This window comes from Streptomyces sp. NPDC007901 (assembly GCF_042959465.1).
In the GTDB taxonomy this organism is placed as follows: Bacteria; Actinomycetota; Actinomycetes; order Streptomycetales; family Streptomycetaceae; genus Streptomyces.
In genome coordinates this window covers 138274-163856 of the sequence record NZ_JBIBKW010000016.1, presented here as the reverse complement: position 1 = coordinate 163856, position 25583 = coordinate 138274, and the positions used below count along the sequence as shown (strand labels likewise).

Below are 25583 nucleotides of genomic sequence, written 5' to 3'. Positions count from 1 at the left end.
ATGAGCACCAGCACCACGGAACTCGGCCTCACCGAGACGACCCTGCTGCGGTTCGCGACCGCGGGCTCCGTCGACGACGGCAAGTCCACCCTCGTCGGGCGGCTGCTGCACGACTCCAAGTCGGTCCTCACCGACCAGCTGGAGGCCGTCGAGCGCGCCTCCGCGTCGCGCGGCCAGGACGCCCCCGACCTCGCCCTGCTCACCGACGGGCTGCGCGCCGAGCGGGAACAGGGCATCACCATCGACGTGGCCTACCGCTACTTCGCCACCCCGAAGCGCCGGTTCATCCTCGCCGACACCCCGGGACATGTGCAGTACACCCGGAACATGGTGACGGGCGCCTCCACCGCCGAACTGACCGTGGTCCTGGTCGACGCCCGCAACGGCGTCGTCGAGCAGACCCGCCGGCACGCCGCGATCGCCGCCCTGCTGCGCGTCCCACACGTGGTGCTCGCCGTCAACAAGATGGACCTGGTCGGCTACCAGGAGTCGATCTTCGCCGGGATCGCCGAGGAGTTCACGGCGTACGCCACCGAGCTGGGCGTCCCGGAGGTCACCGCGATCCCGATCTCGGCGCTCGTCGGCGACAACGTCGTGGAGCCGTCCGCGAACATGGACTGGTATGGCGGCCCGACCGTCCTGGAGCACCTGGAGACCGTCCCGGTCAGCCACGACCTGGCGCACTGCCACGCCCGGCTGCCCGTACAGTACGTGATCCGCCCGCAGACCGCCGACCACCCGGACTACCGGGGCTACGCCGGCCAGATCGCGGCCGGCACCTTCCACGTCGGCGAACCGGTCACGGTCCTGCCGTCCGGCCGTACGACGACGATCTCGGGCATCGACCTGCTGGGCAAGCCGGTCGACACGGCGTGGACCACCCAGTCGGTGACCATCCTGCTCACGGACGACATCGACGTCTCGCGCGGCGACCTGATCGTCCCGACCAAGGACGCCCCGGCGACCACCCAGGACGTCGAGGCGACCGTCTGCCACGTGGCCGACCAGCCCCTGACCGTCGGGCACCGGGTGCTGCTCAAGCACGGCACCCGCACGGTCAAGGCGGTCGTCAAGGACATCCCGTCCCGCCTCACGCTCGACGACCTGTCCCTGCACCCGCACCCGGGGCAGCTCGTCGCCAACGACATCGGCCGCGTGAAGATCCGCACCGCCGAGCCGCTGCCGGTCGACTCCTACGCCGACTCGCGCCGCACCGGCTCGTTCATCCTGATCGACCCCGCCGACGGCACCACGCTCACCGCGGGCATGGTCGGCGAGTCGTTCGCGTCCCCCGAGCCGGTCAAGGACGAGACCGAAGACGACGGCTGGGACTTCTGACATGACGATGACCGACGTCTACTCGACGTTCGCGAAGGAGGGCGGCCGCGTCGGCAGCGGCGCCCTCGGCAGCGGGCAGGGCGGGGTGGCGCGATGTGCGCGATGACGTACGCGCACTGCCTGCGCGCCCTGGCCCCCCACCCGCCGTCCCGGATGCGACGAAGACCTGCCGACCTCCCGGCCACGACCTGAAAGACCGTGACCGCCGGGCCAACGAGAGGAAAGCCTCCCGTGCCTGCCAACCGCTCCCAGCTCCTCCGTCGCGGCATAGCCGCGGTCGCCGCACTTCCCCTGCTCACGCTCGCCGCCTGCGGGTACGGGTCGGACTCCGACAAGAGCGAGACCACCAAGGTCGCCGCCGGGGCCAAGAAGATCGACGGGCTCGACACCGTCAAGATCGGCTACTTCGGCAACCTGACCCACGCGACCGCGCTGGTCGGCAACCAGAAGGGCTTCTTCCAGAAGGAGCTCGGCGCCACCAAGGCGAAGTACGCGATCTTCAACGCGGGGCCCTCCGAGATCGAGGCGCTCAACTCCGGCTCCATCGACATCGGCTGGATCGGCCCCTCCCCGTCGATCAACGGCTACACCAAGTCCAACGGCACCGACCTGAAGATCATCGGCGGTTCGGCCTCGGGTGGCGTGAAGCTCGTCGTCAACCCGAAGAAGATCAAGTCCCTCAAGGACGTCAAGGGCAAGAAGATCGCGACGCCTCAGCTGGGCAACACGCAGGACGTGGCGTTCCTCAACTGGATCGCCGACCAGGGCTGGAAGGTCGACGCGCAGAGCGGCAAGGGTGACGTCACGGTCGTCCGCACCGACAACAAGATCACCCCGGACGCCTTCAAGGCCGGTTCCATCGACGGCGCCTGGGTGCCGGAGCCGACCGCGTCCAAGCTGGTCGCCGAGGGCGGCAAGGTGCTGCTCGACGAGTCCACGCTGTGGCCCGACAAGAAGTTCGTGATCACGAACATCATCGTGTCGCAGAAGTTCCTCAAGGAGCACCCGAAGGTCGTCGAGGCGGTCCTCAAGGGCTCGGTCGAGACCAACAAGTGGATCAACGCCAACCCGGACGCGGCGAAGACCGCGGCCAACAAGCAGCTGGCGATCGACTCCGGCAAGGCGCTGCCCGACGCCGTCCTGAACTCGGCCTGGTCGTCCATCAAGTTCACCGACGACCCGCTGGCCTCCACCCTCAACACCGAGGCCCAGCACGCCGTCAAGGCCGGTCTGCTCACCGACCCGCTGCTGAAGAACATCTACGACCTGACGCTCCTCAACAAGGTGCTGAAGGCCGACGGGCAGAGCCCGGTCGACGCCGCCGGTCTCGGCAGCAGCTGACCCCGGCCCCGACGAGTTCCCAGGAGGTGACGACCATGGCCACGACCACGACACTCGCCAAGGCCGACGAGTCGGTCGAGTACGCGGCACGCCTTGAGCATGTCTCGAAGTCCTTCGCGACTCCGGGCGGGCAGCAGCTCGTCCTGGACGACATCACCCTCGATGTCGCGCCGGGCGAGTTCGTCACCCTCCTGGGGGCCTCGGGCTGCGGCAAGTCCACGCTGCTGAACCTGGTGGCGGGGCTCGACAAGCCCACCGCGGGCTCCATCGCGACGGACGGGCGGCCCGCCCTGATGTTCCAGGAGCACGCCCTCTTCCCGTGGCTGACCGCGGGCAAGAACATCGAACTCGCCCTGAAGCTCAGGGGAGTTCCCAAGAACGACCGCCGGGACAAGGCCGAGCGGCTGCTCGAACTGGTCCGGCTGAAGGGCGCGTACGGCAAGCGCGTCCACGAGCTGTCCGGCGGTATGCGCCAGCGGGCCGCGCTGGCCCGCGCGCTCGCCCAGGAGAGCAGGCTGCTGCTGATGGACGAGCCGTTCTCGGCCCTGGACGCCATCACGCGGGACGTGCTGCACGACGAGCTGACCCGGATCTGGCAGGAGACGGGGCTGTCCGTCCTGTTCGTCACGCACAACGTGCGCGAGGCGGTACGGCTCGCCCAGCGGGTGATCCTGCTGTCGTCCCGGCCGGGCCGGATAGCCCGCGAGTGGGAGGTCGGCATACCGCAGCCGCGCCGCATCGAGGACGCCCCGGTGGCCGAACTGTCCCTTGAGATCACCGATGTACTGCGTGGGGAGATCCGCCGTCATGGCCAGCACTGAGACGACGCCGGCCAAGGACGCCGGAAGTGTCGAGGCCGGCCTCGACGCCCTGGAGACGACGGCCACCAGCCGCCCGACCTTCCGCCAGACCTTCACCAGCAAGATCCTTCCCCCGATCATCGCGCTCGCCGTGGTCCTCGTGGTCTGGACGCTGCTCGTCCCGGTCGTCGACGACCCGTCCAAGCTGCCCTCGCCGGCCGCCGTGGGCGACACGTTCAAGGACGCCTGGCTCAAGGGCGACCTGCTCGGCTACATCTGGACCAGCGTCAGCCGCGGTCTGCTCGGCTTCCTCTTCGCGCTGGTCATCGGCACCCCGCTGGGGCTGCTGGTGGCGCGGGTGAAGTTCGTGCGGGCGGCCATCGGACCGATCCTGTCCGGCCTCCAGTCGCTGCCGTCGGTGGCCTGGGTGCCGCCGGCCGTGATCTGGCTCGGCCTGAACAACTCGATGATGTACGCCGTGATCCTGCTCGGCGCGGTCCCCTCCATCGCCAACGGTCTCGTCTCCGGCGTCGACCAGGTGCCGCCGCTGTTCCTGCGGGCCGGGCGCACGATGGGCGCGACGGGCGTCAAGGGCATCTGGCACGTCGTGCTGCCGGCGGCGCTGCCCGGTTATGTGGCGGGCCTGAAGCAGGGCTGGGCGTTCTCCTGGCGGTCGCTGATGGCGGCGGAGATCATCGCGAGCTTCCCCGACCTCGGGGTGGGCCTCGGCCAGCTCCTGGAGAACGCGCGCACCGCCAGCGACATGGCCATGGTGTTCGAGGCGATCATCCTGATCCTGTTCGTCGGTATCGCGATCGACCTGCTGATCTTCAGCCCGCTGGAGCGGTGGGTGCTGCGCAGCCGCGGTCTGCTGGTGAAGAGCTGAGGTCCATGCGTACGAAGCCCGTTCTCCTCGTCATCGCCCACGGCAGCCGCGATCCGCGGCACGCGGCGACCGTCCACGCCCTGGTGCGCCGGGTACGGTCGCTGCGGCCCGGGCTGCGCGTGGAGACGGGCTTCCTGGACTTCAACATCCCGTCCGTGCACGGGGTGCTGGAGTCCCTGGCGGCGGAGGGCGTCCGGGACGTCGTAGCCCTCCCCCTGCTGCTGACGCGCGCGTTCCACGCGAAGGCGGACATCCCGGCGGTCCTGCGGGACGCGCCGGCGCGGCTTCGTATCCGCCAGGCGGAGGTGCTGGGCCCGTCCCCGCTGCTCCTGTCGGCCCTGGAACGGCGGCTGTACGAGGCGGGGCTGTCCCCCGCCGACAAGTCCTCGACCGGGGTCGTGCTGGCCTCGGCGGGGTCCAGTGACCCGGAGGCGATCGCGGTGATCGCGGAGATCGCGCGGGAGTGGCTCCACACCGGCTGGTGGGCCGTACGGCCCGCGTTCGCCTCCGCGTCCCTGCCCCGCACCGAGGACGCGGTACGGGAGCTCCGGGAACTCGGCTGCGCCCGGGTGGCCGTGGCGCCGTACGTCCTCGCCCCCGGCTTCCTGCCCGACCGGATCGCCCGGGGCGCCGCCGAGGCGGATGTGCTGGCCGCGGTGCTGGGTCCGGCGCCGGAGGTGGCCCGGGTGCTGCTGGAGCGGTACGACGCGGCGCGGCGGCCCGCGCTGGCGGCCGTGGGGGCCTGAGAACGAGTCGGGGTTCGCGGTCCGGCGCTCCCCTGTGACGTCGGACCGCGAACAGCCGGCCTACGGCGGGGCTCTCGCGAGCTTCCCTGCCGTGGCCGGCTCTTACTACTGCGTCCAGTGCCGCGAAGGTGTCACACCTGGGGCTTTACCGGTTCAGGTTCCCAACGGCTTGTCCCTATTGGGCAGTTGATCGGGTGGTCGCGGTGACCGTCGCCGCCGGTCCGACGCCGGCCGCGGTGACGGCGGCGACGGTCACGGTGTAGGCCGTGCCGGGCTCCAGTCCGCCGATCACCCGGAACATGCCCTTCGCGGAGGGCTGGGTGACCAGCACGTCCCGTCCGGTGACGTCGATGGGGATGCGGCCGTCGGAGACGGTCACCCGGTAGCCGGTCACCCGGGCGTCGCCGGTGGCGGTCGGCGGGGTCCAGGCGAGGGTGGCCGCGGTGGCCGCCGTACGCAGCTTGGGACCGGTCGGCGCGGCCGGGAGGGTGTTCGCGGCCGTCGCGGCCAGCGGTGCCGAGGCGAGCGAGGGGGCGCTCTCGCCGTAGGCGTTGCGGGCGGTGACGGTCACGGTGACGGGTCCGGTGGGGACTGTGAGTCGGACCAGGGCGGTGCGCTTGAACTCGGCGGCGGAGACGCTCTGTTCGGCGACCTGACGGCCTGCCGCGTCATAGCCGCGGGCGGTGTAGCCGGTCACCGGTGAACCCCCGTCCGCGAAGGTGGGGTTGAAGGTGACCCACAGCGCGTCGGCGCCGGCCGTGGCGGTCCCGACCCGGGACGGTGCCTCGGGGACGGAGGGGGCGCCGATCCGGCGGTCGAGGAGTGTGCGGAAGGCGGGCTCCAGACCCGCGTTCTGGATCACGTCCGACGGTACGTCGGACGGTCCCGTCCTGATCGTGTTGCCGGTGGTGACCAGGCCCTTGTTGTCGCCGTCGGCGGTGCCCTCCTCCCACCAGTTGTCCTTGACCAGGGTCGGGTCGTTGTTGCCGAGGCCGTCGCGGTAGTCGGTGTGCCGGGAGGCGACGTTGGCGTAGGAGGCGCTGTAGAGGACATTGCCCTCGACCGTCTCGTAGGTGCAGCCGTTGTCGGTGTAGACGTTCTTGCCCAGGCCCCACTGGTCGTGAATGACGTTCCCGGTGACCTTCTCCCCGTCGGCGATCGAGGTGCCGGTCAGGCCCTGGGTGTAGACGCCGCCGCCGTCGTCGAGCATCTGCATGTAGTCGAAGATCAGGTTGTTCCGTACGGCGTTGTCGTGGCTGGGGTTCGCGGTGGCCGGGTCGCCGATCTTGTCGGGCCAGCCGCCCCAGCCCAGGGAGACGGCCGAGTAGCCGACGTGGTCGATCTGGTTGTGGGCGATGGTGTCGTGCCGGGTGTAGCCGTTGAGGATCGCGACCCCGCCGTGGTACTCACGGGGCAGCCCGTAGAGGTGGTTGTCCGTCACCTGGACACCGGAGGCGGGGGTCTGCCCGTCGACCCCGCCGATCTCCATCCCGTTGCCGGAGATGTCGGTGAAGATGCTTCCGCTGACGGTGGAGTCCGTGGAGCCCGCCCCCAACTCCAGCCCGGACGCGCCGAGATGGGCGAAGACGTCATCGGCGAAGTCGATGCGCTGTCCGTGGGCGAAGGACACGTTGCCGGGCATCTTCGTCCAGGACGCGAACGGGCAGGTGCCGCCCTCGACGTATTGGCACAGCCCCTGGGTGGCCCAGCCCTTGTCTCCGGTGATGGTGTAACCGGCCTGGATCTCGGAGAAGCCCTCGGCCGTGGACGGGGTCAGCCAGGTGGCGTAGCCGAACTCGATGCCCCGGAAGGCGATGTCGTGCACAGGTGCGTCCGCCGTGCCCTGCCCCTCGACCAGCTTCTCGGCCTCGGCGGCCTCCACGTCGGCGCGGGCGAGGTTCTCGCCCTTGCGCGGCAGGTAGAAGACGCGGTGGGCGCTCCGGTCGAGGTACCACTCGCCGGGCTGGTCGAGGAGTTCGTAGGCGTTCTCGACGTACGACGGCTTGCCACCGTTGGTGAGCTTGCCCGGGCCGACCATGCTGACGGTGCGGCCGGGGATGTCGGGGAACTCGACCCGCTTGTTGGAGTTGTCCCAGCAGGGCTGGGTCATGGTGATCGTGGTGCCCTCGGCGGCGGCGATGCGGCAGCGCGGCTCGGTCCACTGGCCGAGGCCGTTGCGCTCGACGTTCCACAGGGCCTCGCCGCTGGTGTATACGAACTCGGCGTCGGCGGGGTGCTTCCAGTGGGCGAGGGTGTCGGCGGAGGCGATGTAGCCGGTGTCGGTCTGGGTGAGCGTCACCGGGACGGTCCCGCGGGCCCGTTGCGCGCGCACCCCGTCGACGTACAACTGCCGGGTGTCGCGGAGCCCTTGGGGGGCCGGTGCGGACCACAGCCCGGGCCGGCCGGGCTCCCGCTGCCAGCCGGTGACCCGACGGCCGCCGCTGACCAGGGTGCCGTCGCCGGTGCCCTGCCAGATGACCTTGTGCCCGTTGCCTCCGGAGTCTCGGGCGTCCAGGACGAGGGGCTTCGTACGGCGGTAGGTGCCCGGGGCGAGATGCACGGTGAGGTCGGCGCGCAGCCGGGCGGCCCTGGCGCGGACCAGGTCGCGGGCGCGGTCCAGGGTGCGGACGGGGTGGCGGGCGGTGCCGTCGGCGTGGTCGTCGCCGGTGGGTGCGACATAGACGTCGGAGGAGGCCGTGGCCCCGGCCGCCGGGGCCGGGGCGGCGAGGCCCGGCGTGCCGAGGGCGAGGACGGCGGCGGCGAGGGTGACGAGGGCGGCTCTTCGGTGCGTGGGCATGTACCCCTCCCGTGGGATCAGCCTGTACCCAACGCCGGGAAAGGTAGGAGCACTTGAATGCTCGAGTCAATGAAGTTGACAGGATTACGCGTGGAGTTCAGACCAAACCCCTTGATTCATCGGATCAGTTCAGTCCCTTGACTCTCCCCCCAGGGCAAGGCCGAGGGTCCGGGCATGGACCCCTACCTGAAGCAGACGCCGTACAGCGATCCGGGCGACCTCGACACCGGCGGCCTGCCCCGCGATCCGCGCGCGCTCACCCGGACGGTCCGCGGGCTGATCGTCCACCGGGCGGAGGGCGGGCGGCTCGGGTACGACATCCCCGAGGAGCGGCTGCGCCACGACGGCGAGTCCCGCTACGTCCGGGAGATCCTGCGCCTCCTGCGCGAACGCAAGGACGCCCCGCTGACCGAACCCCGCTCCTTCGACCAGCGGTTCGTCGGGACCTGCCGGGACTTCTCCCTGCTGCTGTGCGCGCTCCTGCGGGCGACCGGGACCCCGGCCCGGGTCCGGGGCGGCTACGGCACCTACTTCGTGCCGGGCTTCCACGACGACCACTGGGTGACCGAGTACCGGGCGGCGGAGGGCAGTTGGCGGCTGGCGGACGCGCAGGTCTGCGCCGACTTCTACGACGTGCCCTTCGACCCGCTGGACGTGCCCCGGGACCGGTTCGTGGTGGCGGGGCAGGCGTGGCGGGCCTGCCGGGCGGGCGAGGCCGACCCCGGGACGTTCGGGGTGTGGGCCGAACCCGGGCTGCGGGGCCTGTGGCTGGTGCGCCGCAACGTGGTCCTGGACCTCGCCGCCCGGCACGGCACCGAACCGCTGCCCTGGGACGGCTGGGGCCGCCTCGCCGGTCTGGAGGACGGCACGCCCACGGCGGAGGAGCTGGCACTGGTCGACGCCGTGGCGGCCACGGACGACCCCGGCGAGCTGCGCCGCCTGGCCCGGGACCCGCGGCTCGCGGTGCCGCGCGAGATCCGGTCGCGGGCCCCCTTCCTCGGCCTGCGGACGGTCACGCTCCCGGCGCCGTGAGCTCCACCAGCTTGACGACCGTGTTCCAGTTCCGGGTGGTGGCGATCAGCCCCTTGTTGATCCGGGGCCGGGCCAGCGCCTCCGCCAGCTTGGAGCGTCCCAGGCCGTCCGGGGCGTACAGGTACAGCGCGCGGTCGCCGAGCCTGAACTCCTCGGGGAGGTGGGCGGCGGGGTCCATGTCCGCGAACCGTTCCGGGCCGACCGGCGCGGAGAAGTAGGTGACGTGCAGCTGCTTGGCCTCCAGCTCGGCGGCCGGGAACGGGCAGGCCTCGGCGACCGCCTTCAGATAGGCGTGGTCGCGGACGAGTACGTCGACGGTGAAGCCGAACCGCTCCTCGATCGCCTTGCCCAGCTCGGCGGCGAGCGACTCCGCGTCCCCGTGGCCGCAGGAGAAGACGGCCTGCCCGCTCTGCAGATAGGTCTGGACGGACTCGTAGCCCAGCCCGGCCATCAGCCCGCGCAGCTCGGCCATCGGGAGCTTCTTCCTGCCACCCACGTTGATCCCGCGCAGCAGCGCCGCATACGTCGTCATTCGAACACCTTAGAACGGCCGTCGTGCCCCGTGGGGGTGGGCACGACGGCCGTGCCGGGCAGGCCGGGCTGCCCGAAACTCTGGCCGATCGGACCGGTCCGGATCAACTCCTACACGCACCTGTGACTTGTTCAACAAGGTTCCGTAATCACAAAGAGGACCCGCGTCGTCGGAAGGGACAGCCCTGATGATCACCCCCGAGATGGGGCGATAGATGTAGGGGCCCGACATCCTCCTGGGTGACGACGGCCGGCCGCCGTACTTCACCGGAGAGCACGACGAGTCACTCTTATCCGGCCCATACCTTCGATTCCAGCGAAGGAAGTCGTGAAGACACCGTGGCGGCCGGGGGCCGTCACCGCACACGAGGGGGCAATCCCGTCATGGGGAACGGAGACACACGGGTGCGGGGCCTGGCCGCCCGGGCCGGCGGCTGGAGCGCCCGGCACCGCTGGGCCGCCGTCGGCATATGGGTGCTGTTCGTCGTCCTGGCGATGGGACTCGGCTCGGCGGCCGGCCGGGTCGACGTCGACGAGAGCGACCAGCTCAAGGGCGAGACCCATACCGCAGCGAAGATCATCGACGACGCGGGGATCAAGGAACCGGCCGGAGAGACGATCCTGATCCAGGGCAGGGACGGATCGGTCAAGGCCACCGACGCCGCCTTCAGGGCCGCCGTCGCGGACGTGGTGAAGGCCGTCGACGGCACCGGCAAGGTCACGGACATCACCTCGCCGTACGACGCCGGGACGATCTCGAAGGACGGCCGCAGCGCGCTGGTCCAGTTCGACATGCGCGGTGACGCGGAGACCGCCGCCGACCGGGTGCAGCCGGTCCTGGACGCGGTGGCGGGGGTGCAGAAGGCGCACGGCACGCTGCGGATCGAGGAGATCGGCGGCGCCAGCATGAACAAGCAGTACGACGACGCCTTCGGCAAGGACTTCCAGCGGGCCGAGTACTCGGCCGTACCGGTGGCCTTCGGCATCCTGCTGATCGCCTTCGGCGCGCTGGTGGCCGCGCTGCTGCCGGTCGGCCTCGCAATCACCGCGATCATGGCGACGATGGGCCTGATGGGCCTCGTCAGCCATCTCCAGCCGATGAGCGACACCGCCAACTCCGTGATGCTGCTGGTCGGCCTGGCGGTCGGCGTCGACTACTGCCTGTTCTACCTCCGCCGGGAACGGGAGGAGCGGGAGGCCGGCCGGGACGCGGGCGCGGCGCTCAGGATCGCCGCCGCCACCAGCGGCCGGGCGATCATCGTCTCCGGTGTCACGGTCTGCGTGGCGATGGCGGGCATGCTCTTCACCGGCCTCGCCGAGTTCGAGGCGATGGGCCTGGCCTCCCTGATGGTCGTCGCGGTCGCCATGGTCGGCTCCGTGACCGTGCTCCCTGCGCTGCTCTCGCTCCTTGGCGAGCGGGTCGAGAAGGGCCGGATCCCCTTCCTGCGCCGCCGCAAGCGCACGCACGGCCCCTCCGAGAGCCGCTTCTGGACGGCCGTCCTGCGGGGTGTCCTCGCCAGGCCGCTGGTCTCCGTGGTCGTCGCGGTCGGCGCGCTGCTCGCGGTCGCCGCGCCCGCCCTCGGCATGAAGACCTCGCAGCTCACCCTGGACCAGGAGTTCGGCGACTCACTGCCGATCGTGCAGACCTACGACCGGGTCAACCAGGCCTTCCCGGGCGGCTCCGAGCCGGCCGAGGTGGTCGTCAAGGCGAAGGACATCAACGCCCCCGAGGTCAGGCAGGCCCTCACCGACTTCCGGGAGCGGGCGATCAGTTCGGGCGTCTCACGCGGCCCGGTCGACATCAAGCTGCACGACGCCCAGAACGTCGCCCTGATCTCCGTGCCGCTGGTCGGCGGCTCCGACATGGACAAGGCCGGCAAGAGCCTGGAGAAGCTGCGCGACGAGGTGCGGCCGGCCACCCTCGGCAAGGTCGCCGGGGTGCAGGCCCCGGTGACCGGGAACGTCGCGGGCAACGAGGACTTCAACGACCAGCTGATGGGTTCGGTCGTCCCGGTCTTCGCCTTCGTGGTCGTCTTCGCCTTCCTCCTGATGCTGCTGTCCTTCCGCTCGCTGACGGTCGCGATCACCTCGATCGTGCTCAACCTGCTCTCGGTGGGCGCGGCCTACGGCATCCTGGTCGCCGTCTTCCAGCACGGCTGGGGCGCCTCCCTGGTGGGCGCGGAGGGGGTCGGCGCCATCGTCACCTGGCTGCCGCTGTTCCTCTTCGTGATCCTCTTCGGCCTCTCCATGGACTACCACGTGTTCGTGGTCTCCCGGATCCGCGAGGCCCGGCTGCGCGGCCGGTCCACCCGGGACGCCATCCGGCACGGGGTCGTCACCACGGCCGGGGTCGTCACCAGCGCCGCCGTCATCATGGTCGCCGTGTTCGCGATCTTCGGCACGCTGTCCATGCAGTCCATGAAGCAGATGGGCGTGGGCCTGGCGGCCGCGGTCCTCATCGACGCGACGGTCATCCGGGGCGTGCTGCTCCCGGCGGTGATGGCGCTGCTCGGCGAGCGCAACTGGTACCTGCCGAGCTGGCTGCGGTGGCTGCCGGACCTGACGCACGACGAGTCGCCGGAGCCGGTGGCGCCGACGCGGCACGGTGAGCACGACCGGCTGCCCGTCTAGGGACACCCTGCTCGTAACACCCTCTGGCACAGGGTCCGTTGGTCTCCGGGGGAGCCAACGGGCCCTGTCGTGTGTCTACGACTGCTCAGCGCTGGTAGCGGGCCAGCACCAGGTTGCCGTCCTTCTCCAGCCGATGGCGGAGTTCGTCGATCCCGATGGCGCCGCTGTAGTACTCCTGGAGGGCCGGGGTGGCCACCTTGTCCTTCCACTCCGGGTAGCCCCGGACGGTCTGGGCGGGGGCCGGGGCGAGGTGGGCGGCGAGGGCGGTGCCGGTGGCCCAGCCGTACTTCGCGGTGTGCAGGGCGGGGTCCTTCAGGGCCTGGGTGCCGGTGGGCAGCATCCAGTCGCCGAGGGCGAGCCGGACCATGTTCTTCGGCCGGAGCAGGAAGTCGATGAACTCGGCCGCCTCCTTCTTGTGCGGGCTGTCCTCGGCGACGGACAGTGTCTGCGGGCTGACGCCCTGCGCGAGCCCGTCGGCACCGGCCGGGGCGGGCAGCACCTCCCAGTCGAAGCCCTTGGGCGCCTGCTGGACGATCTGCTGGCGGTAGGAGAAGCCGAGCGGCACCATCGCGTACCTGCCGCCGAAGAAGCCCGGCAGGGTGTCCGAACCGCCACTGCCCAGGGTGGAGCCGGGCGCGCTGTGGTCGACGTCCACCTGGTCGTGAACGGTCCTCGGCACGACCTGGTCGGCGGCCTCGAACCGCACGGTCACCTTGCCGTCCGCGTCCCGGTGGAAAAGCTGTCCGCCCTCCGACAGCGACAGGTTGAGCGTGGCGGAGACGGGCTCCTTGAGCGGCCATGCGACGCCGTACTTCCCGCCGCCGCTGAGCTGCTTGGTGATCTGCCGGAACTCCGCCCAGGTCCAGGGGTGTTCGGGGGTGGGAATGCGCACACCGGCCTGGTCGAGCCAGGTGGTGTCGGCAATCAGGACGCGCGGCTCCTGGAGGAAGGGCACGCCGTAGATGCCGTCGCCGAAAGTCGCGGTGTCCCAACTGCGCCGCGGTATGTCGGACCTGAGCCAGGCCGGCAGCAGATCGGTGAGGTCGGCGAGGTAACCGCCGTAGGCGAAGTCCGCGAGGTCGTCGGAGGCGTCGTGGATGATGTCCGGGGCCTCACCGCCCTCGAAGGAGGTGAGCAGCTGGTCGTGGACGCTGTCCCAACTTCCCTGGACGTACTCGACCTTGACGTCGGAGTGGGTGGCGTTCCACTCCTTCACCAGCTCCTTGTTGGCGGCCACCGACTCCTCCTGCCAGGCCAGGGACTGGAAGCGGAGGGTGATCGGGCCGCCCGTGCCGCTCCCGCCGGCCGAGCAGCCCGCGAGCAGGAGAAGCAGGACGACGAGTGCCGTGGGGACCCTGGCGCGCATCAGCTCTTCACCGCCCCGGCGAGCATCCCGCCCGTGATCCGCCGCTGGACCAGCGCGAAGACCAGCAGCGAGGGCAGGGTGGCGAGGAAGGCGGCCGCGGCCAGCGGTCCCAGGTCGGCCACGCCCTCGGCGCCGATGAAGTGGGTGAGGACGACCGGCAGGGTCTGTTTCTCCGGTGTCTTCAGCAGCACCAGCGCGAAGAAGAACTCGTTCCACGCGGTGACGAAGGCGAACAGGGCCGTCGCCACGAGCCCGGGCGCCAGCAGCGGCGCCGTCACCGACACCAGCGTCCGCAGCCGCCCGGCCCCGTCCACGGCCGCCGCCTCCTCCAGTTCGACGGGCACCGCCCGGACGTAGCCGACGAGCATCCACAGCGCGAACGGCAGCGCCCACACCACGTACACCAGCACCAGGCCGAACAGGGAGTCGATCAGCCGCAGGTTCTTCAGGACCAGGAACAGCGGGATGATCACCAGCACGAACGGGAAGGCCTGGCTGACCACCACCCAGCCGGTGGCCGCCCGGGAGAGCGCGGTGCGGCGCCGGGCCATGACGTACGCCATCGGGGTCGCGAGGAGTACGGCGATCACGGCGGCGCCGAGCGCGGCCAGCAGGGAGTTGAGGCCGGCGCGCAGCAGCGGCTGTTCGTCGAAGGCCTGGCGGAAGTTGGCCAGGGTGGGGTGCCGGGGGATCCAGGTGGGGTGCAGACTGCCGAGCTCCTGCGGGGACTTGAAGGCCGTGGAGAGCAGCCAGAGCAGCGGAAAGGCCAGGAAGACGAGGTAGGCGAGCAGGGCCGCGTACTGGCCGACGCGGGTGCCGGTACGGGTCCTCACGCGTCCTCGCCTCCCCCCAGCCGGCCCGCCAGGAAGACGGCCAGCAGCACCGCGATCACGGCGACCATCACACAGCCCATGGCCGCCGCGTACCCGAACTGGCCGTAGCGGAAGGCCTCTTCGTAGGCGAACAGCATCGGCAGCCGGGTCTTGCCGCCGGGGCCGCCGTGGGTGAGCACATAGACCAGGGCGAAGGAGTTGAAGTTCCAGATCAGGTTGAGCGCGGTGATGGCCAGGGCGACGGGTCTGAGGGCGGGCCAGGTGACCGTGTGGAAGCGGCGCCAGGCGCCCGCGCCGTCCACGGCGGCTGCCTCGTGCAGTTCGCGCGGGGTGTTCTGGAGGCCGGCGAGCAGGGCGACCGTGGTCTGCGGCATCCCGGCCCAGACGCCGACGACGATGACGGCGGGCAGGGCGGTGCCGAGGCCGCTCAGCCAGTCCCGGCCGTCGCCGAGGCCGAGGTCGCGCAGGGTCTCGTTGAGGATGCCCGCGTCCGGGTTGTAGACCAGCCGCCACATGATGCCGACCACGACCTCGGGCATCGCCCAGGGGACGATCGCGAGGGCCCGGGCCAGCCACCGCAGCCGTAACTCCTGGTCGAGGAGAAGGGCCAGGCCGAGCGCGAGCAGGAACTGGGGCACGGTCACACCGACCGCCCAGACCAGGCCGATCCGGAACGACTCCCAGAAGAGGGTGTCGTGCAGCAGGTCCTGGAAGTTGAGGCCGCCGATCCACCGCGTCGCCGCGGTGCGGCCCGACTGGGCGTCGGTGAACGCCAGCAGAATGCCGTAGATCAGCGGGCCGACGCTCAGCACGAGGATCGGGATCAGGGCGGGCAGGACGAGGAACCAGGCGCCGCGGTCGGTTACGCGGGAGGGGACCGGTCGCCCGTGCGGCCGGGCCGTACTCGCCACGTTCGTCACCAATGCCACGTCATCCCCCTTTGCGCGGCCCGGTCGGGCCTGGACATGGTCGTGAAGGCCGGTGGTCCCGTCAAGGCACCGCGCACACGGCCCGACCTCCGTGGATGCGAGACTGACCGCCGGACGGCGAGAACAGGACACCGTGTGCACCCGCACACGGCGGGCGCGGGTGCGCCGGGGACCGACACGGAGGCGGACGATGGACGAGGCAAGGGCGCGGGACGTACTGGCCGCGGCGGATGTGCTGCCCGGTGCGGCGGCCGGCGCCTCGCTGCTCGCGCTGGGCGAGAACGCGGTGTTCGCCGCAGGGGACCTGGTGGTGAAGGTCGGCCGGGACGCCGAACTCCTCGACCGGGCCCGGCGGGAGCTGGAGATCGCCGGGTGGCTGGCGGAGGCGGACGTACCGGCCGTACGCGCCGCCGAGCCGAAGGCACGGCTCGTCGAGGGCCACCCGGTGACGGTGTGGCACCGGCTGGCGGATCCGGTGCGGCCGGCCGAGCCGGTCGATCTGGCCGAACTGCTGCGGATCGTGCACGCACTGCCCACTCCCCCCTTCGCCCTGCCGCCCCGCGAGCTGCTGGGCGGTGTGGAACGCTGGCTGCGGCTCGCCGGTGCCGCCATCGACCCGGCCGACGCGGCGTATCTGCGGGAGCGCCGGGACGGCTTCGCGACGGCCGCGGCCGCGCTGACGCCCCGTCTGACGCCGGGACCGATCCACGGGGACGCGCTGCCCCGCAATGTGCACGTCGGACCCGAGGGGCCGGTGCTGGTGGACCTGGAGACCTTCTCCTCGGACCTGCGCGAGCACGACCTGGTGGTGATGGCACTGTCCCGGGACCGGTACGGGCTGCCGGCCGAGGCCTATGACTCGTTCACCGAGACCTACGGCTGGGATGTGCGCGAGTGGGAGGGGTGCGGCGTGCTGCGCGGCGCCCGGGAGACGGCGAGCTGCGCATGGGTCGCCCAGCACGCCCCGAGCAACCCGAAGGCACTGGCGGAATTCGAGCGCCGGGTCGCATCTCTACGGGAGGGCGACGAGTCGGTGCGCTGGTACCCCTTCTGAGCCGCGCCCGCTGAGGAGCGCCCCGCAGGGGCGCTGGGGGTACCCCCGGCCGAAGGCTGGGGGAGGAACTGCGCGACCAGCCCCCACCGGCCCGCGGCAAACGAACCACGTGACCAGCCCAGCGCTCAGACGGCGTCCACAAGCTCCCGCAGGGGCCACGCCCCGTCCACCACCGCGTCGGCCTCCCCCTTGCGCCGCAGGAACTGCTGGAAGTCCGCCGCCCACTCCGCGTACCACTCCACCTGGCGCCGGTGCAGCTCCGCCGGACCCAGCGCCGCGATCTTCGGGTGGCGCTCGGCTATCGCGCCCGCCAGCCGCGCCGCGGCGAGGGCGTCGGCGGAGGCGTTGTGGGCGGTGGTGAGGGTGATGCCGTACTCGGCGCAGACCGCTTCGAGGTTGCGCTTGCCGCGCCGGTAGCGGTCGACCCAGCGGTCGATGGTGTACGGGTCGACGACCGGCGCGGGGTCGAGGCCGCCGAGGCGGTCGGAGAGGGACGGCAGTCCGTGGCGGCGCAGTTCCGCCGAGAGGAGGGTGAGGTCGAAGGTCGCGTTGTAGGCGACGACCGGGACACCCGTCTTCCAGTAGCCGGTGAGGACGTCCGCGAGGGCGTCGGCGACCTGGTCGGCCGGCCGGCCCTCGGCGGCCGCCCGCTCGTTGCTGATGCCGTGCACCGCCACCGCGTCCGCCGGGATCTCCACGCCCGGATCGGCCAGCCACTCGCGGCGGCCCAGTTCCTGCCCGGCCCTGACCTCGATCACGGCCCCCGTGACGATCCGTGCCTCGCGCGGATCCGTACCCGTCGTCTCCAGGTCGAAGCCGATCAGGAGCTCCTGGTGCCAGCCCATGGGCGGCCCCCCTTCTTGGTGGTGCTTTCCCCCAGTGGTCTCCACCCTCGCATGCGCCACTGACAATCAGAGGACCGGCATTCCGCTTATCGCCACGCACACATCAGGACACCGGGCGCGAATCCGCCCAAGCCATTTCGAACTCCTCGCGATATGTGGGGAAGAGCCCTGTTTCTACGACATCTTCCGACTTGACCACCTTGCTGCCGTTGCGCAGCACCAGCACCGGTGACTCCATGCCCCGTGCGCCGCGCAGATACGACTGGATGATCCCGACGCCGTCGGCGCCGTCGCCGTCCACCAGGTAGGCGGAGAAGCGGGGGGTGTCGTCGTACACCTGGATCTCGAAGGCGCCCGGATCGCGCAGGCGCGACCGCACCCGGCGCATGTGGAGGATGTTCATCTCGACCGAGCGGGCGAGTTCGCCCCGTTTCATCCCGAGTTCGCGCTCGCGGCGCTTGACCGCGCTGGAGGCGGGGTTGAGGAAGAGGAGGCGGACCCGGCAGCCGGTCTCGGCGAGGCGGACCAGGCGGCGGCCGGAGAAGTTCTGCACGAGCAGGTTGAGGCCGATGCCGATGGCGTCCAGGCGGCGGGCGCCGCCGAAGAGGTCCTCGGCCGGGAACTGGCGCATCAGGCGGACCCGGTCGGGGTGCACGGCGACCACGTCGGCGTAGCGGTCGCCGACCAGGTCCTCCACCGCGTCCACCGGCAGCCGGCGCGCGGAGGGCACGTCGCCGTCCGCGCCGAGCATCTCCAGGAGCCGGGCGGAGGCCCGTTCGGCCTGGTCGAGGACGGCACCGGACAGGGCGCGGTTGCGGGAGACGATGTTGCGGGTCACCTCGAGCTCGTCCAGGGCGAGTTCGACGTCCCGGCGCTCGTCGAAGTAGGGCTCGAAGCACGGCCAGTGCTGGACCATCAGCTCGCGCAGCTGCGGGAGGGTGAGGAAGCTGAGCACGTTGTCGTCGGCGGGGTCCAGCAGATAGCCCTTGCGGCGGCTGACCTCGCGGACGGCGGCCGCCCGCTGGACCCACTCCTGGCCGGCCGGACCGGCCGCGGCGACCACCCAGTCGTCGCCGTGGACGGGTTCGTAGATGGGCCGCAGCACGGCGGCCACCACGGCCCGCATCCGCTGCTCGACGAGGTTCAGCCAGATGTAGGCGCGGCCGGCCCGCTGGGCGCGCGTACGCACCTCGAGCCAGGCGTCGGCGCCCCACTCCAGCTCTGGCCCGATGGAGCCCGTGGCGTCCATCGGCCGGGCCAGGGACACCGCGCCGGGCGGGACGTCTGTGGAGTTCCCCTCGTGACCCTCGTCACCAGGGGGCAGCTCCAGGCCTCCCGAGCCCACCCGTGCACCGCCTTCCGCTCCCCCGAGCTCTCCCCGTGCCAACGATCAAGGAAGGGTACTCCGGGAGTGGTCGGCGGTGCAGCCGGATGGACAGGTCGTTTCTCAACTACCGCCTCCCGGCTGACCGTTCTGATCAGCAAGGGCGGCCGGAGTGAGCGGATTCATAGCGGTGACGTCACGCGGGGCGATGGAGAAGCCCTGCCAGTGGACCGGCATCGGCTGCTGGTCCTCGTCGCGCGCGATGTGGTGGAAACCGACGTTCACCCAGACCACAGGGTTGGTGAGGGTCTGTCCGTTGACCCACTTGTCGACGGTCTTGGGGTGACCGGTCGCGCAGCCCGGGTTGTTGCTGGCGAACAGCTCGCACTTGTCGTACTGGGTGAAGTAGACGTCGTGCTTGGTGAAACCGTGACCCGGGTACTTGTTGGTCGCGCCCTGGACGATCTCGTACGAACGGGCGTGCCCGTCCTTGTTCTTGCCGGCGGTGCTGACCACCCGCCACCACCGCATGTTCTTGGAGTCACCGGCGAGTTCCTTGGTGACGTTGGTGCGGGTGGTCTTGTTGGTGGGCGCCTCCTGGCCGTGCGTCGGGGCGCTGACCACCGAGTCGTACTGCTCGATGCGGCTCTTGGAGGAGCCGTCGAGGTCGAAGTTCAGCTTCCAGAACACGTTGTGGCTGTGGCTGGTGGCGTAGGCGTGGGCGCCCTTGCCGATCGGCCAGCCGCGGCCGTCGCCGGCGTCGTAGTCGCCCGGCGAGAGGCTGCCGGTGGCACCGACGTTCATGTTGATGGTGCCGTCGTCCTGGAACCGCCACTCGGTCATGTACTCGTACCAGCCGACCTTGTTGACCGTGTAGATCAACAGGTCCTTGCCCTGCTGCTGGTACACCCGGTTGCCGGTGTCGGCCTGCATCCGGTAGGCGTGGCCGCGCGAACGGGTCGTGGTGCACAGGCCGTCGACGTTGGGGTGGGCCGGGTCCCAGGCGTCGGGGACCTTGACGGTCTTGATGGTGCCGCCGGGGCACTCGGCCGAGGCCAGCGGCACCAGGCCCTGGGCGAAGCCGAAGCCGGTCAGGTCGTCGTACTCGACGCTGCCGTCGTCGTAGGGGACGTCGATCTGCGCGAGCCGGGCGCTGGAGAGGACCTTGATGGGGGCGGCCTCGCCCTTGGGCTGGTAGGAGATGTGCTCCAGGACCAGTCCGGCCTTGCTGTCGTAGCGCCAGCACATCCGCCAGGTGGTGCCGGTGGAGAGCTTCTGCTCGATGCGGTAGGCGGCGGAGCAGTCGGCGGCGGCCGCAGCGGCCCGCTTCGGCTGGGCGGCGGCTGGCCCGGCCGCCGTGGTCGCGCCGGCCGCCAGCGCGGCCACGGACAGACCGACGGCGGCCGTCCTGCGGGCACGGCTGATTCTGGGCACACGCGCGTGCGCGCGCTCGTTCACGTGCATGACGAAGTGACTCCTCGTACGGAAAACGCGGTGAAGTGCGATGGGCGGGGTGAACGGCGTCGGCTCAGCGGCCGAGCTTCACGACCTTGCGCGCGCTGAGGTCGACGATCAGGGAGCGGGCGTCGATCCACGGCCCGTTCTTGACCTTCGGGAAGAGCCGCACGCAGCGGTGTTCGCCGCACTTGTCGAGCGCGGCCGGCTGGGCGCCCGGGGTGGCGCGGTAGACCGCGCTGTTGAGCAGCAGCTGCTGCTCCGGGTCGGTCAGTTCGCTGCCGGTGGCGTCCTTGAAGTCCGCCTTCAGGCCGGCGCCGAGCGGGTCGCCGATCAGCAGCTTGAGCGCCTCGACGTTCTCGTCGTGGCTGAGCGGCGGCTGGACGCCCTGCCGGCTCGTGGTCTGTTCGACCTTGCCGGTGTCGAGGTTCACGGTCCGGGTGACGAGGCTGTCGTTCCGGTAGTCGTAGAACGTCACGTCCGCGCGGCGCGGCGCGTTCGAGCTGTCCAGTTCGTTCGCGTCCGGCTCGGCGAGGTCGACGCTGATCCGCTCCGGGCCGCGGGCGCCCTCGACGTTCTCCCCGGCGTTGAACATCTGCTTGGTCAGAGCGAGTTGTTCGACGCGCTTGGTCTCGTCGTCGGTCAGCGGGTCGCTGCCCGTGCCCTTCTTGCCCTCGGCCGGCGCCTGTTCCACCACGCCGCCCTTGACGGCGTCCTGGCCCTGCCCCCGGCCCGCCGACTGCGCGGCGGCCGTGCCGCTTCCGTCGCTCCCTCCCGACTCGTTGGCCCCGGCCGTGCCCGGCAGGGTGATCCCGACCATCACGGCGGTCCCCGCCACCGCCAGTCCCGCACCGGCCACCACTTTGCCCAGATGGCGGTGCACTATCTTGCGCACATCTTCCCCCTACTCCCCCTTGGTCACAGGGAGTACGTGTATGCCCCACTGGTTCGGCACACTTCGCCCCACGGGCCACTGTGTGCACTGGTCGCCGGGTAAGAGGGGCGTAAGTCACATGGGGTTCCATTAGTTTCGGGCAGACTCATGACCAAGGCGCCCCCGGGCGCGAGACACACCTGGAAGAGTCGACTTCATGCAGGTCTGGCCTGGAGAGGCGTATCCGCTCGGTGCCACGTACGACGGCGCCGGGACCAACTTCGCGGTGTTCACGGAGGCCGCGGACCGAGTGGAGCTGTGTCTGCTGCACGACGACGGCTCCGAGACGGCGGTGGAACTGCGGGAGAGCGACGCCTTCGTGCGGCACGCGTACCTGCCGGGCGTGATGCCGGGGCAGCGCTACGGCTTCAGGGCGCACGGCCCGTACGACCCCGGGCGCGGGCAGCGCTGCAACTCGGCGAAGCTGCTGCTGGACCCGTACGCGAAGGCGGTCAGCGGGTCGGTGCGCTGGGGCGAGGAGGTGTACGGCTACCACTTCGGCGACCCCGACAAGCGCAACGACCTGGACTCGGCGCCGCACACCATGACCTCGGTGGTGATCAACCCGTACTTCGACTGGGGCGACGACCGCCGGCCGCGCACCGAGTACCACCACACGGTGATCTACGAGGCCCACGTGAAGGGCCTGACCATGCGCCACCCGGGCCTGCCCGAGGAGCTGCGCGGCACCTACGCGGGCCTGGCGCACCCGGCGCTCATCGAGCACCTGGTGGAACTGGGAGTGACCGCCCTCGAACTGATGCCGGTCCACCAGTTCGTGAACGACCACCGGCTGGTCGACATGGGCCTGAACAACTACTGGGGCTACAACACCATCGGCTTCTTCGCCCCGCACAACGCGTACGCCTCCTGGGGCGACCGCGGCCAGCAGGTCCTGGAGTTCAAGTCGGCGGTCCGCGCCCTGCACGAGGCCGGGATCGAGGTGATCCTCGACGTGGTCTACAACCACACCGCCGAGGGCAACCACCTGGGCCCGACCCTGTCCTTCCGCGGCCTGGACAACCCGTCCTACTACCGCCTCACGGACGACCCCCGCTACTACATGGACACGACGGGCACCGGCAACTCCCTGCTGATGCGCTCGCCCCACGTCCTCCAGATGATCATGGACTCACTGCGCTACTGGGTCACCGAGATGCATGTCGACGGCTTCCGCTTCGACCTCGCGGCCACCCTGGCCCGGCAGTTCCACGAGGTGGACCGGCTGTCCTCGTTCTTCGACCTGGTGCAGCAGGACCCGATCGTCTCCCAGGTGAAGCTGATCGCCGAGCCCTGGGACGTCGGCGAGGGCGGCTACCAGGTGGGCAACTTCCCGCCGCTGTGGACCGAGTGGAACGGCAAGTACCGCGACACGGTGCGCGACCTCTGGCGCGGCGAGCCCCGCGCGCTGGCCGAGTTCGCCTCCCGCCTCACCGGCTCCTCCGACCTCTACCAGGACGACGGCCGCCGTCCGCTGGCCTCCATCAACTTCGTCACCTGCCACGACGGCTTCACCCTGCACGACCTGGTGTCGTACAACGACAAGCACAACGCGGCCAACGGCGAGGACAACCGGGACGGCGAGAGCCACAACCGCTCCTGGAACTGCGGGGTCGAGGGCCACACCGACGACCCCGCGATCCTCGAACTGCGCGACCGGCAGATGCGCAACTTCATCGCCACGCTGATGCTGTCCCAGGGCGTGCCGATGATCGGCCACGGCGACGAGTTCGCGCGCACCCAGCACGGCAACAACAACGCGTACTGCCAGGACAACGAGGTCTCCTGGGTGGCCTGGCCGTCCCCCGAGGACGACAGCGGCCTGCTGTCCTTCACCCGCGCGATGGCCCGGCTGCGCAAGGAACACCCGGTCTTCCGGCGCCGCCGCTTCTTCCACGGCCGCCCGGTGGAGGGCACCCACGACGACCTCTCCGACATCGCCTGGTTCACCCCCGAGGGCCATGAGATGGCCCAGCAGGACTGGGACTCGGCCCAGGCCTTTGCCCTCACCGTGTTCCTCAACGGCAACGCGATCTCGGAACCGGGCATGCGCGGGGAGCGCATCGCCGACGACTCCTTCCTCCTGATGTTCAACGCCTCACCAGGAGAGCTCGACTTCGTGGTCCCGGTGAACCACGGCCGCCAGTGGGAGGTGGTGGTCGACACGGCCCAGACCGAGGGCGTACTCCCGGGCCCGAAGGTAGATGGGGGCGCACACCTGACCCTGCTGGGCCGAAGCCTGACCGTTCTGAAAAGGCCCGCATAGACGCGCCCCTTCAGGGGCGCGGGGAACTGCGCGATCAACCCCCACCGGCCCGCGCTGTGACACAAAAACACACAGCGCGGGTACACACATCCGCATGACAGCCGTGCCGACAGCCACCTACCGCCTACAGCTCCAGCCGAGCTTCCCCTTCTCGGCCGCCGAAACCGCCGTGCCGTACCTCGCCTCGCTAGGCATCTCCCACCTCCACCTCTCCCCCGTCCTGGAAGCCGTCCCCGGCTCCACCCACGGCTACGACGTCGTCGACCACGCGCGCGTACGCGAGGAACTCGGTGGCGAGGACGCGCTCCGCGCACTCGCGCACACCGCGCGGCAGCACGGCCTCGGCCTCGTCGTCGACATCGTGCCGAACCACATGGCGATGTCCCCCCGCCACAACCACGCCCTGTGGGAGGTCCTGCGCGAGGGCCCGAAGTCGCCGTACGCGCGCTGGTTCGACATCGACTGGGCGGCTCAGGGCGGCCAGCTGCTGCTGCCGGTGCTCGGCGGCCCGCTCGGCGACGTGCTCGGGCAGCTCGTGGTCGACGGTGACGTGCTGCGCTACCACGAGCACGCCTTCCCGCTCCGGGCCGGCACCGCGGACCTGCCGCTGCCGGAGCTGCTGGACGCCCAGTGGTACCGCCCGGCGTGGTGGCGGCTGGCCCGCACCGAGCTCAACTACCGCCGGTTCTTCAGCATCTCGGAGCTGATCGGGGTGCGGGTGGAGGACCCCGAGGTGTTCGAGGCGACCCACGGCAAGATCCTCCAGCTGCTGCACGAGGGCGTGGTGGACGGGCTGCGTATCGACCATCCCGACGGGCTCGCCGACCCCGACGGCTATCTCGCGCGGCTGCACGAGGCGACGGGCGGGCGCTGGACCGTGGTCGAGAAGATCCTGGCCGACGGCGAGCACCTGCCGGCCGGCTGGCCGGTCGCGGGGACCACCGGGTACGACGCGCTGCGGCAGGTGGACGGCCTGTTCACGGATCCCGCGGGAGCCGGTGAACTGCTCGGCCAGTACCGGCGGTTCGCGGCCCCGCAGACGGACCGGGGCGGCGACTGGGCGGCGACGGTGCGGCGGGCGGCGTACAAGGTGCTCACACACGAGCTGGCGGCCGAGACGGACCGGCTGACGCGGGTGGCCACGCGCGTGTGCGCGACGTCCCCGGACCCCGCGCTGCGCGACCGGGCGCCCTGGGCGTTGCGCACCGCGCTGCAGGAGCTGCTGGTGCGGATGCGGGTGTACCGGCCGTACGCCTCCGGTGACGCGGCCGCCGTGGTCACCGAGCGGGCCGCCGAGGAGGCCCGCCTGGCCTTCGTGGTGCCCGAGGAGGGCGGGGCGGTGGACGCGGTGCGCGGGCTGCTGCTGGCCGGGGACGGGCCGGGGGCCGCGGAGTTCCGGACCCGGTTCGCGCAGACGGCCTCGGCGCTGCGCGCCAAGTCGGTGGAGGACACGGCGTTCTACCGCTACGTGCCGTTGCTGTCGGCGACCGAGGTGGGCGGGGACCCCGGCAGTCCGGGGGTTTCCCCCGACGCCTTCCACGCGTACTGCGCGCGCGTGCAGCGCGACTGGCCGCTCTCCGGGACGGTGGTGACGACGCACGACACCAAGCGCAGCGCCGATGTGCGGGCGGCGCTGGCCGTGCTCACGGAATGCCCGGAGCGCTGGGCGGACGTGCTGACCGAGGTGACCCGGGACGGCGAGGGCGTGCCGGACGCGCAGCTGGCCTGGGCGGCCTGGCAGACCGTGTTCGGGCTCGGCCCGGCGGAGCCCGGGCGGGTGCAGGGGGCGCTGCTGAAGCATGTGCGGGAGGCGGGGCTCTACACGAGCTGGACGGAGCAGGAGCCGCCGTACGAGGAGGCGGTGGCGTCGTTCGTCGCGGCGGGGCCGTGCGGGCCGCCGGGTGAGCGTGTGGCGGCCTTCCGGGCCTCCCTGGCGGCGCAGGTCCGGGCGAACGTGCTCGGCACGGCTCTGGTCCATCTGACGATGCCGGGGGTGCCGGACGTCTACCAGGGCACGGAGGGCGAGTACCGGGCGCTGGTGGACCCGGACAACCGGCGCCCGGTGGCGTTCCCGCCCGCGCGTCCGGGCGAGAAGGACGCGGTGACGGCGGCGGCGCTGCGGCTGCGGGCGCGGCGCCCCGCTGCCTTCGGCGACACGGCGACGTACGCGCCGCTGACGGCCGAGGGCCCGGCCGCGGCACACTGCCTTGCCTTCGCGCGCTCCGCGGAGGTGGTCACGGCGGTGACCCGGCTGTCGCTGCGGCTGGCCGCGGCGGGCGGCTGGCGGGACACGGTGCTGCCGCTGCCACCGGGGCGGTGGGCCGACGTGCTGGCACCGGGGCGGGAGTTCACGGGGCACGCGCGCGTGGCGGAGCTTTTCGAGGCGCTGCCGGTGGCGCTGCTGGAGCGGGTGGGAGACGGGGACTGAGAGGCACATTCACCCATACGAGTGAAATGCGCGGCCGGGTGGGGGCC

The 25583-nt window shown here is 71.2% G+C and carries 19 protein-coding genes; 10 read left to right on the top strand and 9 right to left on the bottom strand.

Translation table 11 applies throughout. From position 1 onward, the window contains the following. The 5 genes from ACFZDK_RS39295 (at window position 1) to ACFZDK_RS39275 (ending at window position 5111) form a co-directional block, all read left to right on the top strand. Window positions 1–1338: a GTP-binding protein gene (locus ACFZDK_RS39295; protein ID WP_390979803.1), complete on the top strand. Its 1338-nt coding sequence runs from the start codon at window positions 1–3 to the stop codon at window positions 1336–1338. A 231-nt stretch (window positions 1339–1569) separates the two neighbouring features. Beyond that, window positions 1570–2679 carry an aliphatic sulfonate ABC transporter substrate-binding protein gene (locus ACFZDK_RS39290; protein ID WP_390979801.1) on the top strand — a complete coding sequence of 370 codons (1110 nt, stop codon included), beginning with the start codon at window positions 1570–1572 and terminating at the stop codon, window positions 2677–2679. A gap of 35 nt (window positions 2680–2714) precedes the next feature. Further along, the gene (locus tag ACFZDK_RS39285; protein ID WP_390979799.1) at window positions 2715–3500 is read left to right on the top strand and encodes an ATP-binding cassette domain-containing protein; all 786 of its coding nucleotides are present in this window, start codon (window positions 2715–2717) and stop codon (window positions 3498–3500) included. Next, the gene (locus ACFZDK_RS39280; RefSeq protein WP_390979797.1) at window positions 3487–4365 is read left to right on the top strand and encodes an ABC transporter permease subunit; all 879 of its coding nucleotides are present in this window, start codon (window positions 3487–3489) and stop codon (window positions 4363–4365) included. Before ACFZDK_RS39285 ends, ACFZDK_RS39280 begins: the two co-directional genes overlap by 14 nt. A 5-nt stretch (window positions 4366–4370) precedes the next feature. Next, entirely contained in the window at window positions 4371–5111 is a 741-nt protein-coding gene (locus ACFZDK_RS39275) for a CbiX/SirB N-terminal domain-containing protein (protein ID WP_390979795.1), read from the top strand. Between the two features lie 175 nt (window positions 5112–5286). Here ACFZDK_RS39275 and ACFZDK_RS39270 read toward each other — a convergent pair whose 3' ends face one another. Continuing rightward, on the bottom strand, window positions 5287–7908 hold the full coding sequence (locus ACFZDK_RS39270; protein ID WP_390979793.1) for a fibronectin type III domain-containing protein: 2622 nt from the start codon (window positions 7906–7908) through the stop codon (window positions 5287–5289). 174 nt (window positions 7909–8082) lie between these two features. Here ACFZDK_RS39270 and ACFZDK_RS39265 point away from each other — a divergent pair, with 174 nt between their 5' ends. Beyond that, entirely contained in the window at window positions 8083–8940 is an 858-nt protein-coding gene (locus ACFZDK_RS39265; RefSeq protein WP_390979791.1) for a transglutaminase domain-containing protein, read from the top strand. Here ACFZDK_RS39265 and ACFZDK_RS39260 read toward each other — a convergent pair. After that, entirely contained in the window at window positions 8921–9472 is a 552-nt protein-coding gene (locus ACFZDK_RS39260; protein WP_390979789.1) for a DUF1697 domain-containing protein, read from the bottom strand. The two genes, ACFZDK_RS39265 and ACFZDK_RS39260, sit on opposite strands and share 20 nt — an antisense overlap. A 383-nt stretch (window positions 9473–9855) precedes the next feature. On the opposite strand from ACFZDK_RS39260, the gene ACFZDK_RS39255 reads away from it, so the two are divergent. Further along, window positions 9856–12102 (top strand): MMPL family transporter, encoded by a 2247-nt coding sequence (locus ACFZDK_RS39255; protein WP_390979787.1) that lies wholly within the window; start codon window positions 9856–9858, stop codon window positions 12100–12102. An 85-nt stretch (window positions 12103–12187) separates the two neighbouring features. Here ACFZDK_RS39255 and ACFZDK_RS39250 read toward each other — a convergent pair whose 3' ends face one another. The 3 genes from ACFZDK_RS39250 to ACFZDK_RS39240 are packed head-to-tail and all read right to left on the bottom strand — an operon-like array spanning window position 12188 to window position 15221. Then, on the bottom strand, window positions 12188–13468 hold the full coding sequence (locus tag ACFZDK_RS39250; protein ID WP_390979785.1) for an extracellular solute-binding protein: 1281 nt from the start codon (window positions 13466–13468) through the stop codon (window positions 12188–12190). Beyond that, a complete protein-coding gene (locus ACFZDK_RS39245; RefSeq protein ID WP_390979783.1) occupies window positions 13468–14301 on the bottom strand; it encodes an ABC transporter permease subunit in 834 nt (277 codons plus the stop codon). Before ACFZDK_RS39245 ends, ACFZDK_RS39250 begins: the two co-directional genes overlap by 1 nt. Continuing rightward, a complete protein-coding gene (locus tag ACFZDK_RS39240; protein ID WP_390979934.1) occupies window positions 14298–15221 on the bottom strand; it encodes an ABC transporter permease subunit in 924 nt (307 codons plus the stop codon). The genes ACFZDK_RS39245 and ACFZDK_RS39240 overlap by 4 nt, the downstream gene beginning before the upstream one ends. 199 nt (window positions 15222–15420) lie before the next feature. On the opposite strand from ACFZDK_RS39240, the gene ACFZDK_RS39235 reads away from it, so the two are divergent. Further along, complete coding sequence (locus ACFZDK_RS39235; protein ID WP_390979781.1) at window positions 15421–16284, top strand: phosphotransferase; 864 nt, start codon at window positions 15421–15423, stop codon at window positions 16282–16284. 125 nt (window positions 16285–16409) lie between these two features. Here ACFZDK_RS39235 and ACFZDK_RS39230 read toward each other — a convergent pair whose 3' ends face one another. The 4 genes from ACFZDK_RS39230 to ACFZDK_RS39215 all read right to left on the bottom strand — a co-directional run bounded on the left by ACFZDK_RS39230 (window position 16410) and on the right by ACFZDK_RS39215 (window position 20803). After that, window positions 16410–17129 (bottom strand): exonuclease domain-containing protein, encoded by a 720-nt coding sequence (locus ACFZDK_RS39230; RefSeq protein WP_390979779.1) that lies wholly within the window; start codon window positions 17127–17129, stop codon window positions 16410–16412. Window positions 17130–17232: 103 nt separating this feature from the next. After that, window positions 17233–18474, bottom strand: coding sequence for an SAV2148 family HEPN domain-containing protein (locus ACFZDK_RS39225; protein WP_390979777.1), 1242 nt, complete (start codon window positions 18472–18474; stop codon window positions 17233–17235). Window positions 18475–18576: 102 nt separating this feature from the next. After that, complete coding sequence (locus tag ACFZDK_RS39220) at window positions 18577–19917, bottom strand: copper amine oxidase (RefSeq protein ID WP_390979775.1); 1341 nt, start codon at window positions 19915–19917, stop codon at window positions 18577–18579. A gap of 64 nt (window positions 19918–19981) precedes the next feature. Further along, complete coding sequence (locus ACFZDK_RS39215; protein ID WP_390979773.1) at window positions 19982–20803, bottom strand: Tat pathway signal sequence domain protein; 822 nt, start codon at window positions 20801–20803, stop codon at window positions 19982–19984. Window positions 20804–20999: 196 nt separating this feature from the next. Between ACFZDK_RS39215 and glgX the strand changes: the two genes are divergently transcribed. Both glgX and treY read left to right on the top strand, forming a co-directional pair. After that, window positions 21000–23108 carry a glycogen debranching protein GlgX gene (gene glgX, locus ACFZDK_RS39210; RefSeq protein WP_390979771.1) on the top strand — a complete coding sequence of 703 codons (2109 nt, stop codon included), beginning with the start codon at window positions 21000–21002 and terminating at the stop codon, window positions 23106–23108. Window positions 23109–23211: 103 nt separating this feature from the next. After that, window positions 23212–25536 carry a malto-oligosyltrehalose synthase gene (gene treY / locus ACFZDK_RS39205; RefSeq protein ID WP_390979932.1) on the top strand — a complete coding sequence of 775 codons (2325 nt, stop codon included), beginning with the start codon at window positions 23212–23214 and terminating at the stop codon, window positions 25534–25536. Window positions 25537–25583: the final 47 nt, after the last annotated feature.

What these genes read in the sequence shown, in the direction of transcription:
- glgX (WP_390979771.1), top strand. Translation starts at nt 21,000, where the DNA reads ATGCAGGTCTGGCCTGGAGAGGCGTATCCGCTCGGTGCCACGTACGAC.
- ACFZDK_RS39260 (WP_390979789.1), bottom strand. Translation starts at nt 9,472, where the DNA reads ATGACGACGTATGCGGCGCTGCTGCGCGGGATCAACGTGGGTGGCAGG.
- ACFZDK_RS39230 (WP_390979779.1), bottom strand. Translation starts at nt 17,129, where the DNA reads ATGGGCTGGCACCAGGAGCTCCTGATCGGCTTCGACCTGGAGACGACG.
- ACFZDK_RS39220 (WP_390979775.1), bottom strand. Translation starts at nt 19,917, where the DNA reads ATGCACGTGAACGAGCGCGCGCACGCGCGTGTGCCCAGAATCAGCCGT.
- ACFZDK_RS39275 (WP_390979795.1), top strand. Translation starts at nt 4,371, where the DNA reads ATGCGTACGAAGCCCGTTCTCCTCGTCATCGCCCACGGCAGCCGCGAT.
- ACFZDK_RS39295 (WP_390979803.1), top strand. Translation starts at nt 1, where the DNA reads ATGAGCACCAGCACCACGGAACTCGGCCTCACCGAGACGACCCTGCTG.
- ACFZDK_RS39255 (WP_390979787.1), top strand. Translation starts at nt 9,856, where the DNA reads ATGGGGAACGGAGACACACGGGTGCGGGGCCTGGCCGCCCGGGCCGGC.
- ACFZDK_RS39250 (WP_390979785.1), bottom strand. Translation starts at nt 13,468, where the DNA reads ATGCGCGCCAGGGTCCCCACGGCACTCGTCGTCCTGCTTCTCCTGCTC.
- ACFZDK_RS39285 (WP_390979799.1), top strand. Translation starts at nt 2,715, where the DNA reads ATGGCCACGACCACGACACTCGCCAAGGCCGACGAGTCGGTCGAGTAC.
- ACFZDK_RS39280 (WP_390979797.1), top strand. Translation starts at nt 3,487, where the DNA reads ATGGCCAGCACTGAGACGACGCCGGCCAAGGACGCCGGAAGTGTCGAG.
- ACFZDK_RS39235 (WP_390979781.1), top strand. Translation starts at nt 15,421, where the DNA reads ATGGACGAGGCAAGGGCGCGGGACGTACTGGCCGCGGCGGATGTGCTG.
- ACFZDK_RS39270 (WP_390979793.1), bottom strand. Translation starts at nt 7,908, where the DNA reads ATGCCCACGCACCGAAGAGCCGCCCTCGTCACCCTCGCCGCCGCCGTC.
- ACFZDK_RS39265 (WP_390979791.1), top strand. Translation starts at nt 8,083, where the DNA reads ATGGACCCCTACCTGAAGCAGACGCCGTACAGCGATCCGGGCGACCTC.